Consider the following 16,886-nt stretch of genomic DNA (forward strand, 5'->3'; position numbering starts at 1 on the left):
AATGAAAAGAATGTAAGGAATAACGTTTGTAAGGATAAACGATTAACAAAAACAGCACCTTCCCAATTAACAACTTAACTGGGAGGGTGCTGTTTTATGTTTGCGATAATAGGTGGGTGCTTCGCCCATCACTTTTTTGAACATTTTGGAGAAAAGCAATTGATCGGTGTAGCCCACAGAACGGGCAATATCGCCAATGGTCAGGCCGGGATCAAGCGTCAGTTCGGCTGCCCTGCGCATCCGATAATGGACCAGATACGACTGAATACTGCTTCCCATCTGATCCTTGAACAGAGAGCACAGATAACTGCGCTGCAAACCGACATGGGCCGCGATGGACTGAACGGTAATGGCATTGGCATAGTTCATTTCAATGAAGTCCATTACCTGCGTAACGTACGTTTCCTTCGAATAATCCTGCATCGGTTGAAGATGCTCGGAATTAGCCTGATCAATCAAAATAGAGAAGAATTGATACAGCAAACCAGTCATGCTAATCTCCCAGCCTTTATGCGTATTGCGGGAATTGATCATTCGGTGCAGGCAGGATCGCATCTCGTCATCCTCATTACCCAATTCAAAGATCGGGTGATGCTCGGACAGACAGGCCTGCTGTAAAAAGGAAGAACTATTGCTGCCTTGAAAAGCAACCCAGCTGTATTCCCATGGATCATCCTGATCTGCTTCGTAATGCACGACAGAATGCGGAACAATCAGAAATCCTTGTCCTTTGTGCAGGGTATACGTTTTGCCACCAACTTCGAAGGTGCCTTTGCCATTCAAAATATAATGAATTTTGTAATAGTCTCGCATAGCAGGGCCAAAGTGGTGACCTGGTGTACATGCTTCCGTACCATAATGAAGGAGCTGTAGCTCCTGAAAATGATTGTTTTTGAACATATACGTAATCAAGGGTATTCACTCCTGTACGATTTCGTCTCATCTTGCATTTTAACATACTACATAGCTGAAAAGATTAATTATTTAACATTAGTATATATAGATAACAATCATTATTCCATATGTTCAAAGTGAAATGCCATATCGTTTATCCAGGAAAATGTCTAAGATGAAAAGGAATTCAACAAACCTTACAGGAAAGTGAGAATAACGATGCCCTATACTGCGAGTGAACAACGATATGATGAGATGAAATATGTACGTTCCGGCAAATCCGGAATCAGATTGCCACAAATTGCGCTGGGATTATGGCAGAACTTTGGTGGCAACCGTACATTGGATATTCAGGAAGAAATGATTTTGCGTGCCTTTGACCTCGGAATTAACCATTTCGATCTGGCGAATAACTATGGTCCACCTCCAGGATCAGCGGAAGAGAACTTTGGTGTGATTTATAAAAAACATCTGCGTCCTTACCGGGATGAACTGCTTATCTCATCGAAGGCAGGTTACCATATGTGGAATGGACCTTACGGCGAGTGGGGCTCCCGCAAAAACCTGATTGCCAGTCTGGATCAAAGTCTTGGTCGGATGGGACTGGATTATGTAGACATTTTCTATCATCACCGTCCAGATCCGGATACGCCATTGGAAGAAACGATGACGGCATTGGATCACATCGTGCGGCAAGGTAAGGCACTCTATGTGGGCTTATCCAATTATAATGCAGAACAGACGCAAGAAGCGGTAACCATTCTTCGTCGTCTGGGTACGCCATGTCTGGTTCATCAGCCAAACTACTCGATGTTGAATCGCTGGATTGAAGACGGTTTGCAGGACGTACTGGATGAGCAGGGCGTAGGTTCCATTGCATTCTGTCCACTCGGCCGCGGTCAGTTGACCAATAAATATGTCGACAAAATCAAGGAAGAACGAGCCAATCCAACAGGCAATTTGAAAAAAGAAGCACACACGGACGAACGGATTGCCAAGTTCGATGCGCTTCAGGCGGTTGCCGAGCGAAGAGGGCAGACGATCTCCCAACTGGCTCTGAACTGGATCTTGCGCGGTAACCGTGTAACTTCTGCATTGATTGGTGCAAGCCGTGTGTCCCAGATTGAAGAAAACGTGGCTGCCCTCCAGGCACCTGTCCTGACAACGGAAGAGTTGAATGAGATCGAAAGCATTTTGGACGGCATGGGTAATTATCCTTGGTAAATTGACAGTCTGGACTGTTATACATTTTTTATTGAATTTGAAGTATTGAGTTTTTAAAAGTATGTGAATTTTAGGGAATAAGCTGAATGAGCATTATCTTTAAATGAGATGGGACTTTATCCCTATTCCAAATATTACAATAAAAGTTTATTGTGAGAAAAAAAGAAAGAGGTGGTTGACTTGCACAAAAAGAATTTATTTTTAGTTACTATAACAGGGATTTTATTGTTTACATCTTCATTTTTAATAACCCAGAATGTTTTGGCTAGATCTTTGGGATATACGTGGTATGTTGCTTCAACTCCGATTCGTTATGATACAATTTTAAACCCCACTTGGAAAACAATTATTCAGAAGGGTATGAATACGTGGAATGATGTAAGCACTAAAAAGCAATTTCAGTTTAATAGCAGCAGTACTAATGCTACAGGGGATATCAGTGCATCCAATAGACCAGCTGATACCTGGATTGGTAAAATGTTTCCCACTACAGGTAGTTTTTCAGGTAAAACCTATATGACTAGAGCAGATATAATATTTAATACTAAGTATGAATTCGCTGATGGTGCTGTTGCGGGTGCATATGATATACAAAGTGTTGCTACTCATGAATTGGGGCATGCTCTGGGTATAGCACACTGCCATGATGCTGACTCTCAACATAGCTCTGGGGATCAAGACTATACTATGTATAATTACTCTTTCACAAATGAAACAAAAGCAAGGAGTTTAACCCAATACGATAAAGATGCTAAAAACTCTTTGTATTAAAAAATAAAGAAAGAGGTGATTGTATTGAAAAGAAACAAAAAAGTGACTTATACTTTGTTCACCATTTCATTTCTAGGTATTAGTATTTTGTCAGGATTTCTAGTAGCGAGTTCAATATTTAAACCTACTATTGAGTATAGTGCTACATATCCCAATTACACTTTAGATGAGTTATCCAAGGTAGCGGATAACATTGTTTATGGAAAAGTGGAGGCCAGAGGGGAGACGGTTTCAGAAAAAATATATTTACCAAAAACCAATAATGAACTAATTTCTAATTCTAGTGAGCAGTCTTCTTACAATTTGGATTTCACAAAGCAAGAGGAAGTAACCTACGTTGAAGATTTATATACAGATATATCAGTAAAAATTATTACTCCAATTAAAATGGATGGGAAGATCGCTGGTGCAGGATATCGAATGACGATGGAAGAACAAACGATATTGTATAAAGAAGAAGGAGGAGAAACTGAGAATTTGAGAATTGTTCCTGATGGAGGAGAATTAAATGAAGGTGATGAGGTTATATTATTTACAAATCATGTGGGTAAATCATGGGGCCCTCAAAGTGTATTGAAAGTTATTGACGGAGCGGTTTATGACAAAAATGGAACGAAATATAATGTTGAAGAATTAATTAGTAGATTGAATGATGATATATAAATTAACGAAAATATGTATTATTATATTCCCGTTGTTAATTCTCATTTCATCCTGTGCGAATGAATCCGACCAGAGTTACCCTGCGGCATTTATGTGGGATGAACAATTATATCTAATTGAAGGACCCAATTATGATTCATCGAAAGTCGGTGATCAGGTGGGAGAAATATCTAAACAAGTCTCGCCTTTTCCTCAGAATCATGGAGAATCTAATGTTGCAGGTCAAGGAAGTGACATCTTCTATGTAAAGGATAGCAGAGTCAAAGACGTGCTCGTTATATTTTTTGATAATAATTATCATGTTGCATATAAGACTGATTCTTTCAAGTAAGAAGGACTAAAAGTAAGTTTCAGTTTAGTGGAACGAAGGTTTTTGAAATAGTCGCCAATAATGGCGGCTATTTTTGCTATTCATTTTATATCATAGCACCTGGTCCTAGGATTTAGGGTATAATATATAGAAGCTATACAATTGAACTACGAAGGAGAGGCTCCATTTGAACTTTGAACAGTGGATTTCGCCTGAAAGCTATAACCTGACATCCGAGATGGAGAATCATCCATCAGACCGGATTGCACTTAGATGGCTCAGCGATCAACGAGAATTGGAAGAGATCACGTATGGTGATTTGTTTAAGCAGGCGAATCGTCTTGCTGGAGGTCTGCGTGAACTTGGATTAGAGAAGGGTGATCGGGTGTTGGTCATGGTACCACGCCGTATTATTGCCTATGTCATTTATATTGCTTGTCTGAAATTGGGGATTGCCGTTATTCCTTCCTCCGAGATGTTACGGGCAAAAGATCTGGAATATCGTCTGCGTCACTCTGAGGCGCGGGCTGTTATTGTATGGTCCGAGACGACCTCAGAAGTAGAAAAGATGGACGCGGATCTGCCGTCACTGGCACATCGAATCGTGGCATCACCGAATGGAGAAGTTAGCGTACCTGCTGAAGGTTGGGTCAATGTGCATCAGTTAATGCAGAATCAACCCGAAGAGATGGTTGCGGTGGAGACTCATCGTGATGATACGGCCATCCTTGCTTATACTTCGGGCACAACAGGTAATCCCAAAGGAGTTGTACATAGCCACGGTTGGGGATATGCCCACCTGCGGATTGCTTCTTCATTATGGCTGGATATTCAACCTTCGGATACCGTATGGGCAACGGCTGCACCTGGCTGGCAAAAATGGATCTGGAGCCCGTTCCTGTCGGTACTCGGAAGAGGCGCGACTGGACTGGTCTACAATGGATCATTCCAGCCCAAGCGTTATCTGGAACTGATGCAGGAACATCAGATTAATGTCCTTTGCTGTACACCAACGGAATATCGGTTGATGGCCAAAGCCGATGATCTTGGACATTATGACCTGTCTCATCTGCGCAGTGCTGTTTCAGCGGGCGAACCGCTCAATCAGGAAGTCATTGAAATCTTCCAGCGTCACTTCGACCTGACTATTCGAGACGGATATGGACAGACCGAGAGCACGTTGTTAATCGGCAGTCTCAAAGATGCGCCTGTACGCATTGGCTCCATGGGTCAGTCGATTACACCTGGATTGATTGAAATTATTGACGATGAGGGACAACCTGTGCCTCCGGGTGAAGTAGGAGATATCGCGGTACACAAAGAGATGCCAGCTTTGTTCCGGTCCTATTATCAGGATGAGGGACGGAAGGAAGCGAGTCAGCGTGGCGATTATTTTGTAACAGGGGACCGTGCACGCAAAGACGAAGAAGGATACTTCTGGTTTGAAGGTCGCAGTGACGATATCATCATCAGTTCGGGTTATACGATTGGACCATTTGAAGTGGAAGAAGCACTTATGAAACACGCCAGTGTGAAGGAATGTGCGGTGGTTGCAAGTCCGGATGAGATCCGTGGCAATATTGTCAAAGCTTTTGTCGTGTTGAGAGACGATTCACTGGCTTCACCGGAACTGATGCGTGAACTGCAACACCACGTCAAGGAAATTACAGCACCTTATAAATATCCACGCAAGATCGAATTTGTCACGGATCTGCCGAAGACCAACTCTGGTAAAATCCGCCGGATCGAACTGCGCGAACAAGAAAAACGTAATGGTTAAATGAGATTAGGTAACGAATGATGGACATTAATAGCATACGTAGTGAAAGAGAAGGAGTCGATTCTACAGAAGCGAAAGCGGTCGTATTTGTCTCCGAATTTTAACCTTTGAAAAATACGATGAAGAAAATTTGGAGACAACGACGATCTAAAGAACGATCCTTCGCTGTAACGGCCACTCAACAGATCCCAAGTTTGCAAACCATGCCATAATATATGAAACAGGAGTGAACACAACCATGAGTCAATTTGAACAGACCTTTGAAAAGTCATTGAAACAATACGCAGAACTAGTTGTTAAAGTTGGCGTGAATATTCAAAAAGGACAGGATCTGCTCGTCACTGCACCGATCGAAACGCTTGAATTCACACGTCTGATTGTGCAAAAAGCCTATGCGGCTGGTGCAAACTATGTACAAGTGGACTTCGATGATGACAACATTACCCGCAGTCGTTTTGAACATGGTTCCAATGACAGCTTTGACTACTATCCAGCCTGGAAAGCGGATATGATGGAGAAGTTTGCGGAAGCAGGCGGCGCTACCTTGACGATCAAAGTTCCAGATCCTGAACTGTATAACGGAATTGACTCCGACAGCGTTTCCCGTGCTACCAAGGCAGCTGCACACGCACGTCGCGGATATGCCAAATACACACGCAACCATGAAATTAGCTGGTGTCTGATCAAGGCCCCAACCAAAGCTTGGGCGAACAAAGTATTTGCCGACATCCCGGAAGAAGACCGAATCAACGTGATGTGGGAAACGATCTTCAAAATGAACCGTGTAGATGGCGGAGACGCCGTACAAAATTGGAGAGAACATCTGGATACCCTGAATACCATGAGTGATCTCCTGAATAAAAAGAACTATAAGAGCCTGCATTACCGTGCGCCAGGTACAGATTTGAAAATTGAATTGGTCCACAACCACATCTGGGGTGGCGGTGGTAGCGAAAATAAACAAGGTGTATACACCGTTGCCAATATGCCAACTGAAGAAGTATTCACCATGCCTAAACGCAGCGGAGTGAATGGATATGTCAGCAGTACCATGCCTTTGAACCTGAACGGACAACTTGTAGACCAGATGAGAATCACATTCAAGGATGGACAGGTTGTAGCGTTTACGGCAGCATCCGGTGAAGAGCATTTGAAGAACCTGTTTGCCACCGATGAAGGAGCACGTTATCTGGGTGAGGTCGCACTAGTACCACATGACTCCCCAATCTCCAACCTGAATCGTATTTTCTACAACACGGGTATTGACGAAAATGCATCCTGCCACTTGGCTGTGGGAAGTGCGTATCCATTCAACATGAAAGATGGCACAACCATGTCGAATGAAGAGTTACTGAAGCATGAGTGCAATGTGAGCTTGACTCACGTTGATTTCATGATCGGTTCTGCTGAACTGGATATCGATGGTGAGTTACAAGACGGTACAATCGAGCCGGTATTCCGTAAAGGCAACTGGGCATTTTAATTTCTAATCTAGTTAGTAGCAGTAATAGTGCTGAACGAAAAAGTGACTTCAACTTGAAGTCACTTTTTTTTCCTCGTAACATGGATTACACGGGTCTTACAGGTACACATATCTCGCAATAATGCTGATTAAGCAGTTCCCAACGATATCTTTCTATAACCGGCTTGTTGTCCATCTGATAACCACTTGTTTGTAAATGAGGGATGATCACATTCCATGCCTGCTGAATAGCTTCTGCCGTATGTCTCACCTTACAGATGAGATAATCTCCGCCTAATAACTCGCCAATCTCAACAAACTCATCTTCCAGACGTTCAGATTCAGTGATAACAATACAAGCATCATATCTGCAGTTCTGAGGAGGTGTGGTAGTTGGGTCATTTTGTGGAATGCCGAATAAAATTGCTGATTCATGAAGCAGTTGGTTTTTGTCTGCCCATTGTTTCAGCGTATTCATCGCTTGAGCATTGGCTGGACCGTAAGGACCGACTTGTCGAACATAGGCGATACGATACGATGGGAGGTTTTCGATAACCATTTCCATGAAAATCTTCCTCTCTGTACGATTTCTCTTACATATTGGATGCTAACATGGTATAAAAGAATTTGCTTAGGTAATTGTTGAATCCCGGCGACGAAACTCATAGAATAGTGATAATATGTTGGAAGACTGTTCCAATAGAGCAAAACGAGAGGGGGAGGCGTTAGACATGGATATTACTTATGCCTTCACGGATGAACATTTCAGGAAAGTTGTGTTGGATCGTTTTTGTGAGCAGCGGGATTTCATTCAGGAGAGTGACGTTTGTGAGGTTGAGATATTAGAACTCTCAAATCACAATATTAGCAATCTTGATGGAATCGAGTATTTCTGGGGTCTTCAAGAGCTGGATTGTGCCTATAATCAATTGACCAGTTTGGATCTGGCTCAGAATCACAAGCTGAGGACGTTACGTTGCAGAGAGAATCAGCTTCTTACACTGGACCTCCGTTCCAATTCGGATTTGCAGGTGCTGGATTGCAGTTTTAATCGACTTCGCAAATTGGATCTTTCTCATAATTCCAAACTTATAACGGTGGAGTGTCATTGGAATATGTTGTCGGAGCTGGCTTCAGAGCCCCTTGAGCAGTTGGAGGAACTTAGTTGCAGTTATAACGCTCTTTTCTCACTTGAACTTGAACACAATAAACAACTGCGGCGACTTGATTGCGCCAACAATTACATGCTGGAACTTGATGTAACCGGTTGTCCAAACTTGATTGAACTTCGTTGTAACCACAATCATATTAAACAGTTGGATTTTCGTTCAAATATGGTTTTAGAGAGTATCCGTTGTTTTAACAACCATATTAGCAAGCTGGATATTCGCCATAACGTACAACTAAAAGAGTTGTACTGTTCCGAGAACAAATTAACCGAGTTGGATTATAGCGCTAATCCCAAGCTGGAAAGACTGCAGTATGCAGATAATCTAATGTTTGAATCCAATCATGAAGTTCCGGGTATGGGGTTGTTTCAGTATGACGTCTCGATGTCCAACTATCAGATGAGCTTACTTATTCAGGATAAAGAACTGGTATTCACTGCACAGGTTTCAACCAAGACAGAGATGGAAATATTGTCCCCATATATGGAAGAGACGTGGAAACGGTGGGACATGCTAGGTGAGCAGGCACTTAAAACCATTGCCGAGGCTCATCCGGACGAAGATATCAATACATTGATTTTGGCTGATGCAGAATTTCAGGGAGATCAATATTTCCGATTGGGTTATGATGCGGGGGATACACCTGCTGGTCGACTGTACATATATGCGGAGTTTGACGATGAATTTCACATGTTGGATACGTTGATCTATGAAACGTATTAAAGCCACGAGATCGTGGCTTTTTTGTTGTGTTGAACTAAAGATTATTTACACTGACACTACGATGACAGAACAACCTTCCAATCGCTGTTATCCCCAGATTTTAATTCCATTCCTTTTCTAAAGGGGAAAATCCGGGGATAGCGTTTGCTTCCGATGCAGCTTTCTTTCAGAAAGCTTTTAGGCGAACGCTTCGCTTTTTCAGGTTTTTTCTGTCCTCTCCGTTATCGTGTAAATGTTAGTTCAACTTATATAATTTGTTATATTATATGTTATTCAGCGTGCATTTTGTTAAAGCTAACATATTCGTTAATCGGTTTACGGTAACCGCGTGGGCGCTGTTTGGCTTCCGACTTTTTGCCGATGGTGATCAGCATAACGGGTACGTAATGGTTAGGGATTTCCAGACTCCGTTGCAGTTCTTCCGAGTCAAAGCCAATCATTGGACAAGTATCCCAACCGCGATCCTGAGCGATCAGCATCAATTGCATGGCAGACAGGCTGGCATTGCGAATCGCATCCTCACGTTGGAAGAATCTGCCGCGAGATTCGTAAAATTCGGTGACACTTTGGGATTCCTGCTCGTATTGGAACGGAGTAAGAGCGCCCAGGTTCAGCAGGCCTTCGTTAATCGTGCGGATATGATGATGCGCGTTGACGTCGCCCAATACCACGATGACTGCAGAAGCTGTTTTTACCTTATATTGCTGGGAAGCCTCATAGACTTTCTCTTTCTGTTCCTCGTCTTTAATCACAAGATAGTGCGTGTGTTGCAGGTTAAAGGCAGATGGTGCAAATTTGTTCAGGGCAAACATTTCTTGCAGTTCCAAATCCGAAATTTCAATTCCTTCTTCAAAAATAACGGCCGATCTACGGTTTTTGACTAGATTCTCCAACTCACTCATGGTAGTTTCCCTCGCTTATGTATGATTTATGAACCGACTATAACACACTTAGTTACTTTATGTAAGTATTATTTTAGAATAAGACAAGGATCGTCTGCCATACGCTAAAATAAAACACTAGAGGTGATTCATGAAAGCATTGATCGCAAGGTATATGGGAGGACATGACCCTCATGAATTTCGGGTATATGTGATCCAATCTTCGACGTTAAAACGTTTTGTAGTCGTGGAGATTATTCTAGGCCCTATCGTGTACAATGTCGCACTTTATTTGTGCCATAATGTAATACTTGCAGGAGTAGGCTCTTGGGCTGGAACAGAAGGTCTGAAGAGACTGCCACTGGTCTTTAGAAAAATCGTTGGGACATGATGAAGTGTGTAAATGAAAAATTGAAGCAGAAGAGGGCCAGTTGCGGCCCCATCTTCTCCTTCAGTCATGTTATCTATAGTCACGCTTCTTTTATCTAAACACATAATTATAACTGTCTAAGCTTTGGGTTCAAACTTGCCTTATTTGGCACGTTCCAAATACTGCTCCAGCGTAAGTTTCTGGTTGGTAATCTCACCAGCAATATATACTCCGACATAACGTACATGCCATGGCTCATAGGAGTAACCAGTCAATTTCTCCTGATCTTTGCCATAACGGATGATGAAGCCGTACTTGTGGGCATTGGCTTTCAGCCATTTGCCTTCTTTGGTGTTGCCAAAGCTTTGCTGAAGATCATAACCAGCCGAAGCGCTGGAGATATCCATAGCTAGACCGGTCTGATGTTCGCTTTGTCCTGGCCGAGCACTTGTTTTATTGGCAACAGCTTCGCCTTTGATGCTGGCATTACGGTCAAAGATTGATTTCTGAGTCGCATACGAGCGATAGCCAGACACCGCTTTGATATCGATGCCGTCTTTTTTGGCAGCCGCAAATAATTTCTCTATCGCGGTTGCGGCCACTTTACGCATCTGTTTCTTCGGACTGGAACCTGAGAAGCTAAAAGGAATATTAGGTACAACCAAATCTTGAGGTGCATAAGTTGAAGGCAGATTTCTCTTTTTATTGACAAGCACAACTGTACTGGACACATTGGTCACAGTTGCCACATTTTTAATCGTTTTGATCGTACGACCAGGTGCATTATCATGCAGAAATTGAGTGAAGCTAGAGCTTGCAGCAGACGCGACGGGATTCAGGCTTGAAGTGATGGGAAACGTAGTAAATGCAGAACCTGCTACAACAGAGCCTACGAGAATTGTAGATATGATGGATTTACGAGTAAAAGGTTTCATGATGTGTGTTCCTCCTCGGAATATATGAATCTATATACCGAGTATACTAGAGGATTATATCCATAGGTTCTCCAATTGTTTCCGAGTTGTAAACAAAGTTTGCTATAAAATCTAACTAGAGGATATTTACCTTGCCACTTCGATGACAGAACAACCTTCCGATCGCTGTTATCCCCTGATTTTTTTGATTCAATTTTATAATGGTGAAAATCTTGGGATAAAGGCGAACACTTCGTTTCTTCAGGTTTTTTCTGTCCTCTCCGTTTCGTGTAAATGTTTAGTTCATCTTTTATAGAGTCTTTTTTGCAACTCTGATAGAGGCATATAAGGAAAAGAACGGTAAAAAAGCCGTTGCATTAGATGCAACGGCTTTTTGTTGTAAAGAGAGTGTTGTTAATCCATGCTGGAGACTGTGTTACAGCATGCAGGCGTCGGATCCACCGGAGCTTCCTGCAGTTACTGCACGGGTGTCACGAACGCGAACGTTGGCGCTGAGCACACCAGAATCACTGCTTAGTTTAAAAGAAGGATAATTTTCTTCCGTATCCAGCTTCATGTGTTGTTCTAGGTTCAGCTGCTGCTTCGGATCAACATAGAACGGAACCAGATTGGTTTCAATCTGCGCGTCGAGAGCCGCAAGTTCATCAACAATGATAATAGCGATAACTCCGTTACATCCGCAACCTTCCAAGTCATAGATCACTTTGAAATATCCGGGTTGGTCATTCAAGCTTTCCGTCAATCGTTTTGCAGCCAAATCTGTAATTTGAATATACATATAGGTACACTCCTTTATATGTGGTCATGGTTGGTAAATGGTAAAAGAATTCATTCAGCTTCTATTCCCATTATACCACTTTGGCAAAAATCAAAGCATTTATTTTCTTGACTGATCAGTCTGGAAAAGGTATTCTTTAGTTAATGAATAGGGAGGTGAGGTCTTAAATTGGGAAGAGCCAAGGAGTTCGACACGGAGAGCGTTCTAAGAAAAGCAACGTCTGTATTTGGAGCGTACGGTTATGAAGGTACATCTTTGAGCTTACTGCTGAGTGAACTTGGCATTGCGCGGCAAAGCCTGTATGACACCTACGGAACTAAACATGATTTATTTGTCTCTGCTCTTAAATTCTATATTCAGCAGAAGACAGAGGCGGGGATCAGACTATTAAACGGATGCACAAGTGTGAGGCAAGGCGTGACCGAGTTGTTCAACGAAGCGGTTAACGTGTTGACAGACAACGAACGTCGTAATGAATGTTTCATCATTAATAGCGCGGTTGAACAGGCACCACAAAATCACGAAATCGCGGTCTTTATTCAAACCACTAACCAACAAATGGAAGATGTTTTCCATACTGCGCTGTTACGAGGCCAGAGGAGTGGCGAATTGAGGCACGCTGAGGAAGAATTGCCCGGGCTTGCCCGTTTTCTAAATTATTCCCGACTCTCATTGACCTTTACAGCGAAGAGCGGTGCAAGCGCAGAAGCGCTACGAGATTTTGTACAGATGACCCTAAGGGCTTTGGATTAGCGTTTTACATGATTCGAGTAAGAATTCTTTACGTTTTCTTGAAAATGGACGCTTAAGGCGTTTATTTTTTGACTATTATAGACCGATTGGTCTGGAAAAAGAACACGAAACAAACTGAAGGAGGAAATAAGGATGACACAATCTCAGCAGTTGGAAGCGGGCAATAGTATACCGTATCGGATCATGCATGGATTTACTCAATTGCTACTGGAGGGAAAACTAGAACAATGGTTGGAGCTATATACATCTGACGCTATTTTCGAATTCCCATATGCACCAGCAGGATATCCTCAGAAACTGGAAGGCAAAGCCGCAATTACGAATCATCTTCATAATTTACTGGGGATGATTGAAATTCAGCAGTTTTCTGAACCGGTGATCTTGGCTGATTCCACGAAACAACAGTTTGTGGCTGAATTTACTTGTAAAGGGCGTTCATTAGTTACAGGCAAGCCATACAACCAAACGTACATCTCTGTAGTGAGCCACTCTAATGGAAAAATTACACATTATAAAGACTATTGGAATCCGATGGTCGTACTCGAATCGGACTTAGGAGGAAACAAGCATGATTAATGATAAACCGTTGACACTTATTACCGGAGCTAATGGAAAGACAGGAAGCCGTGTTGGGGCCATACTTCAAAAGCATCATTATCCGGTGCGTTTGGCAGGAAGAACTAAACCATCTCTTTCTGGTTCTGCCGATAATTATGTCTATTTTGATTGGTATGATTCCGAGACATATGCGCCGGCGCTGAAAAATGTGAATCAGGTGTACCTTGTTGTGCCAGCAATGGATATGAGCCCAGAAGACGTCATGAATCCATTCATCAAGGAAGCATTATGGAGCGGCATTAAGCGATTTGTCTTGCTTGGCAGTGCTTCAATTGATGGAAATGGTCCTATTTTTGGCAAAGTACATCAGTATATAAAAGCCCATGCTCCTGAGTGGGCTGTATTGCAGCCTTCCTATTTTATGGAGAACTTTACGGAGGGACCGCATCGGGAGACGACGAAACAACTCGGGAAAATATACAGTGCTACGGGTGAAGGGAAAATTGGATTTGTTAGTGCAGATGATATCGCGGCAGTTGCGTTCCATGCTCTGACAGATGTTGTTCCTCATAATACGGAGCATATCATTACAGGGCCGGAGACGTTGTCCTATGGACAGGTTGCAGACGTCTTGAGCCATGTACTGGGTCAGTCCATTCAACATGAATCTTTGTCCGATGATGAATTGAGGAACAGCATGATTCGCGCAGGAATGTCAGAAGAATACGCTGCTGCCCTCGCAGGACTGGATGTGCCTATCCGGGAGGAGGGGAGAGAAGATCAAACGACGGATACGGTGAAAAAATTAACGGGGAATAACCCGATTTCATTCGAGCAATTTATTCAGAATCATATGGAAGTATGGAAATAATGGAAGAAACATTTTCATATTATGAGAAGACGGTGCCTAGTGCCCGTCTTTTTGCATGTCTACAAGCATGTTGACATCGTTGATTCGAATATGGATCTCTCCCTAACAAGGGACACTAAGGAAAGCAGTGATTATACGAACACACTTTTGGGGAAATAGATGAAGATGAATGTTAGGGCGTGTCTGAAACACGCCCTAGATAAAGGGGCGAAGAGAGCGAATGATTCAGTTCGAAAATGTATCGAAACAATATCCTGATGGAACAACGGCTTTGCGTCAGGTTAACCTCAACATTAACAAGGGAGAATTGTTCGTCATGATTGGTCCGAGTGGATGTGGCAAAACCACCATGCTCAAAATGATCAATCGCCTGATTGAACGAACAGATGGAACAGTGCGCATTAATGAACGCCCAATCGATGAATACAACATTCACGAGTTGCGCTGGAATATCGGATATGTACTGCAACAGATTGCACTATTCCCGCATATGACCATTGCCGAAAATATCGCAGTTGTTCCTGAACTGCGAAAGTGGAAGTCAGATCAAATCAAGGAGCGTGTACATACGTTACTGGACATGGTTGGTTTGCACGGAGATACATACAGTGAGCGTAAACCGTCCGAGTTATCCGGAGGACAACAGCAGAGAATTGGTGTGTTGCGTGCACTCGCTGCCGATCCCGAGATAGTTTTGATGGATGAACCGTTCAGTGCACTCGATCCAATGAGTCGGGAGAAATTACAGGACGATATTCTGGATATCCAGCGTCAGATGAAAAAAACAATTGTGTTTGTCACCCATGATATTCAGGAAGCGATGAAGCTGGGGGATCGCATCTGCATTATGAAGGATGGACAGGTTTTGCAGGTAGGCACCCCGGAAGAACTGATCCGACAGCCAGCTAATGACTTCGTACGTGAATTTGTTGGAAGTCCTAACACCGATACGAGTTCACAATCTGATTTTGATCTCGAATCCATCATGTCACCACTCTCACCGGGTCATGTGCCGAAATCAGCCAAAACTGCCGTTCCTGTATCCATTACGTTAACGGAATTAGTTGATATCATGGCTTCCCATGACCATCTGCTGGTTGAACGTAACCGCCAGATTATTGGCGAGATCAGTCGAGTTGATCTGATGAAATACTGGTCTGGTCAGTTACAGGAACGAGGTGAAGGACATGAGTAGGTTCACGGAGGTGTTCAGTGAGCGCAAAGGTCAGTTGTTGTCTGCTCTGCTGGAACATATTCAGATCTCATTTATCGCATTGTTCTTTGCTGTCGTCATCGCTATTCCGCTAGGTATATACCTTACACGCAAACCAAAAGTAGCTGAACCAATTATCGGGGTTACAGCTGTGTTGCAGACGATACCGTCCTTGGCGCTTCTCGGATTGCTCATTCCGTTATTCGGCATAGGCACACTTCCTGCAATCATTGCACTGGTGGTGTATGCACTGCTTCCCGTACTCCGCAACACGTACACAGGCATATCCGAAGTTGATCCTTCCATGGTGGAAGCAGCGAATGCGATGGGCATGAATAGTTGGCAACGTCTAATCAAAGTGGAACTGCCACTGGCGATGCCTGTTATTATGGCCGGAATTCGGACTGCGATGGTGCTTATTGTAGGAACGGCGACACTTGCCGCCTTGATTGGCGCAGGAGGTTTGGGTGCATTAATCTTGCTGGGCATTGATCGGAACGATACGGCATTGATCATCCTTGGAGCCATTCCGGCCGCATTGCTGGCGATTTTGTTTGATGTACTATTACGTCAGTTCCAGCGGTTATCCTTTAAGAAAACATTGGTTACCCTTGGTTCGCTGGCAATAATCGCGATACTTGTGATTACCATTCCCTTCGTGGCACGTGGTGGACAGAAGGATCTCGTCATTTCCGGGAAATTGGGGGCGGAACCCGAAATTCTCATTAATATGTACAAATTGTTAATCGAAAAAGATACAGACCTGACCGTTGAACTAAAACCCGGATTAGGCAAAACACCATTCCTTTTCAATGCACTCAAGTCGGGTGATATTGACATCTATCCCGAATTCACGGGGACAGCGATCTCCGAATTTATGAAGGAAACGGCTGTGAGTACGGATCGAACAGAGGTCTACGAACAAGCAAGAGATGGAATGCTGAGCCAGTTCAACATGGTGCTGCTGAACCCTATGGATTACAACAATACGTATACGTTGGCCGTTCCAAAGAACATCGCAGATCAATACAATCTCAAGACCATTTCGGATCTCAAACCGGTGGAACAGCAGATAAAGGCAGGATTCACGCTGGAATTCTCGGATCGGGAAGACGGATACCTTGGCATACAGAAAAAGTATGGGATTGAATTCCCGAACGTTGCAACAATGGAACCCAAGCTTCGCTATGGTGCTCTTCAGCGCGGAGATATCAATCTCGTTGATGCTTACTCCACAGACAGTGAGTTGAGACAGTATGAACTCGTTGTGCTGGAGGATGATCAGGAGTTATTCCCACCGTATCAAGGTGCGCCGATGCTTCGTCAAGAAACGGCAGATCAATATCCACAACTGGTTGAGGTGCTGAATCAGCTTGCTGGCAAAATTACGGATGACGAGATGCGTCAAATGAACTATGACGTGAACGTAGAGGGAGAGAATCCTGAACAGGTGGCAAGAGAATACCTTAAACAAGCTGGATTGCTGTAACTTCAGGCATCCCTGCAATAGATGTACCAAAAGGATGAGGAG

17 protein-coding genes are annotated in these 16,886 nt (G+C 43.3%); 12 read left to right on the top strand and 5 right to left on the bottom strand.

What is annotated here, in order from left to right; genetic code table 11:
- Nucleotides 1-66 precede the first annotated feature (66 nt).
- Nucleotides 67-912, bottom strand: a complete 846-nt coding sequence (locus MHI52_RS13550; protein ID WP_353883748.1) for an AraC family ligand binding domain-containing protein — start codon at nt 910-912, stop codon at nt 67-69.
- Nucleotides 913-1,113: 201 nt separating this feature from the next.
- Here MHI52_RS13550 and MHI52_RS13555 point away from each other — a divergent pair, with 201 nt between their 5' ends.
- From MHI52_RS13555 to MHI52_RS13575, 5 genes are all read left to right on the top strand, one after another.
- On the top strand, nt 1,114-2,118 hold the full coding sequence (locus MHI52_RS13555; protein ID WP_405159194.1) for an aldo/keto reductase: 1,005 nt from the start codon (nt 1,114-1,116) through the stop codon (nt 2,116-2,118).
- A gap of 180 nt (nt 2,119-2,298) precedes the next feature.
- The gene (locus tag MHI52_RS13560) at nt 2,299-2,889 is read left to right on the top strand and encodes a matrixin family metalloprotease (protein ID WP_405159195.1); all 591 of its coding nucleotides are present in this window, start codon (nt 2,299-2,301) and stop codon (nt 2,887-2,889) included.
- 24 nt (nt 2,890-2,913) lie between these two features.
- Entirely contained in the window at nt 2,914-3,552 is a 639-nt protein-coding gene (locus MHI52_RS13565) for a hypothetical protein (protein ID WP_405159196.1), read from the top strand.
- Nucleotides 3,553-4,049: 497 nt separating this feature from the next.
- A complete protein-coding gene (mbcS, locus tag MHI52_RS13570; protein WP_405159197.1) occupies nt 4,050-5,642 on the top strand; it encodes an acyl-CoA synthetase MbcS in 1,593 nt (530 codons plus the stop codon).
- A gap of 238 nt (nt 5,643-5,880) precedes the next feature.
- Nucleotides 5,881-7,125, top strand: a complete 1,245-nt coding sequence (locus tag MHI52_RS13575; protein ID WP_405159198.1) for an aminopeptidase — start codon at nt 5,881-5,883, stop codon at nt 7,123-7,125.
- Between the two features lie 85 nt (nt 7,126-7,210).
- Here the strand turns inward: MHI52_RS13575 and MHI52_RS13580 are convergent, their stop codons facing one another.
- Complete coding sequence (locus MHI52_RS13580) at nt 7,211-7,669, bottom strand: GyrI-like domain-containing protein (protein WP_340982700.1); 459 nt, start codon at nt 7,667-7,669, stop codon at nt 7,211-7,213.
- Between the two features lie 166 nt (nt 7,670-7,835).
- Here MHI52_RS13580 and MHI52_RS13585 point away from each other — a divergent pair, with 166 nt between their 5' ends.
- Nucleotides 7,836-8,996 (top strand): leucine-rich repeat domain-containing protein, encoded by a 1,161-nt coding sequence (locus MHI52_RS13585; protein WP_405159199.1) that lies wholly within the window; start codon nt 7,836-7,838, stop codon nt 8,994-8,996.
- A 269-nt stretch (nt 8,997-9,265) separates the two neighbouring features.
- Here the strand turns inward: MHI52_RS13585 and MHI52_RS13590 are convergent, their stop codons facing one another.
- Nucleotides 9,266-9,898, bottom strand: a complete 633-nt coding sequence (locus MHI52_RS13590; protein WP_047842731.1) for a nitroreductase family protein — start codon at nt 9,896-9,898, stop codon at nt 9,266-9,268.
- Between the two features lie 130 nt (nt 9,899-10,028).
- On the opposite strand from MHI52_RS13590, the gene MHI52_RS13595 reads away from it, so the two are divergent.
- The gene (locus MHI52_RS13595; RefSeq protein WP_235193803.1) at nt 10,029-10,268 is read left to right on the top strand and encodes a hypothetical protein; all 240 of its coding nucleotides are present in this window, start codon (nt 10,029-10,031) and stop codon (nt 10,266-10,268) included.
- A gap of 140 nt (nt 10,269-10,408) precedes the next feature.
- Here the strand turns inward: MHI52_RS13595 and MHI52_RS13600 are convergent, their stop codons facing one another.
- Both MHI52_RS13600 and MHI52_RS13605 read right to left on the bottom strand, forming a co-directional pair.
- Nucleotides 10,409-11,182: a D-alanyl-D-alanine carboxypeptidase family protein gene (locus MHI52_RS13600; protein ID WP_127545626.1), complete on the bottom strand. Its 774-nt coding sequence runs from the start codon at nt 11,180-11,182 to the stop codon at nt 10,409-10,411.
- 415 nt (nt 11,183-11,597) lie between these two features.
- A complete protein-coding gene (locus MHI52_RS13605; RefSeq protein ID WP_076214772.1) occupies nt 11,598-11,960 on the bottom strand; it encodes an iron-sulfur cluster biosynthesis family protein in 363 nt (120 codons plus the stop codon).
- A 168-nt stretch (nt 11,961-12,128) separates the two neighbouring features.
- On the opposite strand from MHI52_RS13605, the gene MHI52_RS13610 reads away from it, so the two are divergent.
- The 5 genes from MHI52_RS13610 to opuFB all read left to right on the top strand — a co-directional run bounded on the left by MHI52_RS13610 (nt 12,129) and on the right by opuFB (nt 16,844).
- Complete coding sequence (locus tag MHI52_RS13610) at nt 12,129-12,713, top strand: TetR/AcrR family transcriptional regulator (RefSeq protein WP_339286625.1); 585 nt, start codon at nt 12,129-12,131, stop codon at nt 12,711-12,713.
- A 132-nt stretch (nt 12,714-12,845) separates the two neighbouring features.
- Nucleotides 12,846-13,289, top strand: a complete 444-nt coding sequence (locus MHI52_RS13615; protein WP_340390333.1) for a nuclear transport factor 2 family protein — start codon at nt 12,846-12,848, stop codon at nt 13,287-13,289.
- The gene (locus MHI52_RS13620; protein ID WP_340390335.1) at nt 13,282-14,142 is read left to right on the top strand and encodes an ergot alkaloid biosynthesis protein; all 861 of its coding nucleotides are present in this window, start codon (nt 13,282-13,284) and stop codon (nt 14,140-14,142) included. Before MHI52_RS13615 ends, MHI52_RS13620 begins: the two co-directional genes overlap by 8 nt.
- 220 nt (nt 14,143-14,362) lie before the next feature.
- Nucleotides 14,363-15,337, top strand: coding sequence for an ABC transporter ATP-binding protein (locus tag MHI52_RS13625; RefSeq protein WP_076249515.1), 975 nt, complete (start codon nt 14,363-14,365; stop codon nt 15,335-15,337).
- On the top strand, nt 15,330-16,844 hold the full coding sequence (gene opuFB / locus MHI52_RS13630; RefSeq protein WP_405159200.1) for an osmoprotectant update ABC transporter permease/substrate-binding subunit OpuFB: 1,515 nt from the start codon (nt 15,330-15,332) through the stop codon (nt 16,842-16,844). The genes MHI52_RS13625 and opuFB overlap by 8 nt, the downstream gene beginning before the upstream one ends.
- Nucleotides 16,845-16,886: the final 42 nt, after the last annotated feature.

The sequence above is a fragment of the Paenibacillus sp. FSL H8-0283 genome (genome assembly GCF_045040675.1).
GTDB classification, from domain to species: Bacteria; Bacillota; Bacilli; order Paenibacillales; family Paenibacillaceae; genus Paenibacillus; species Paenibacillus amylolyticus.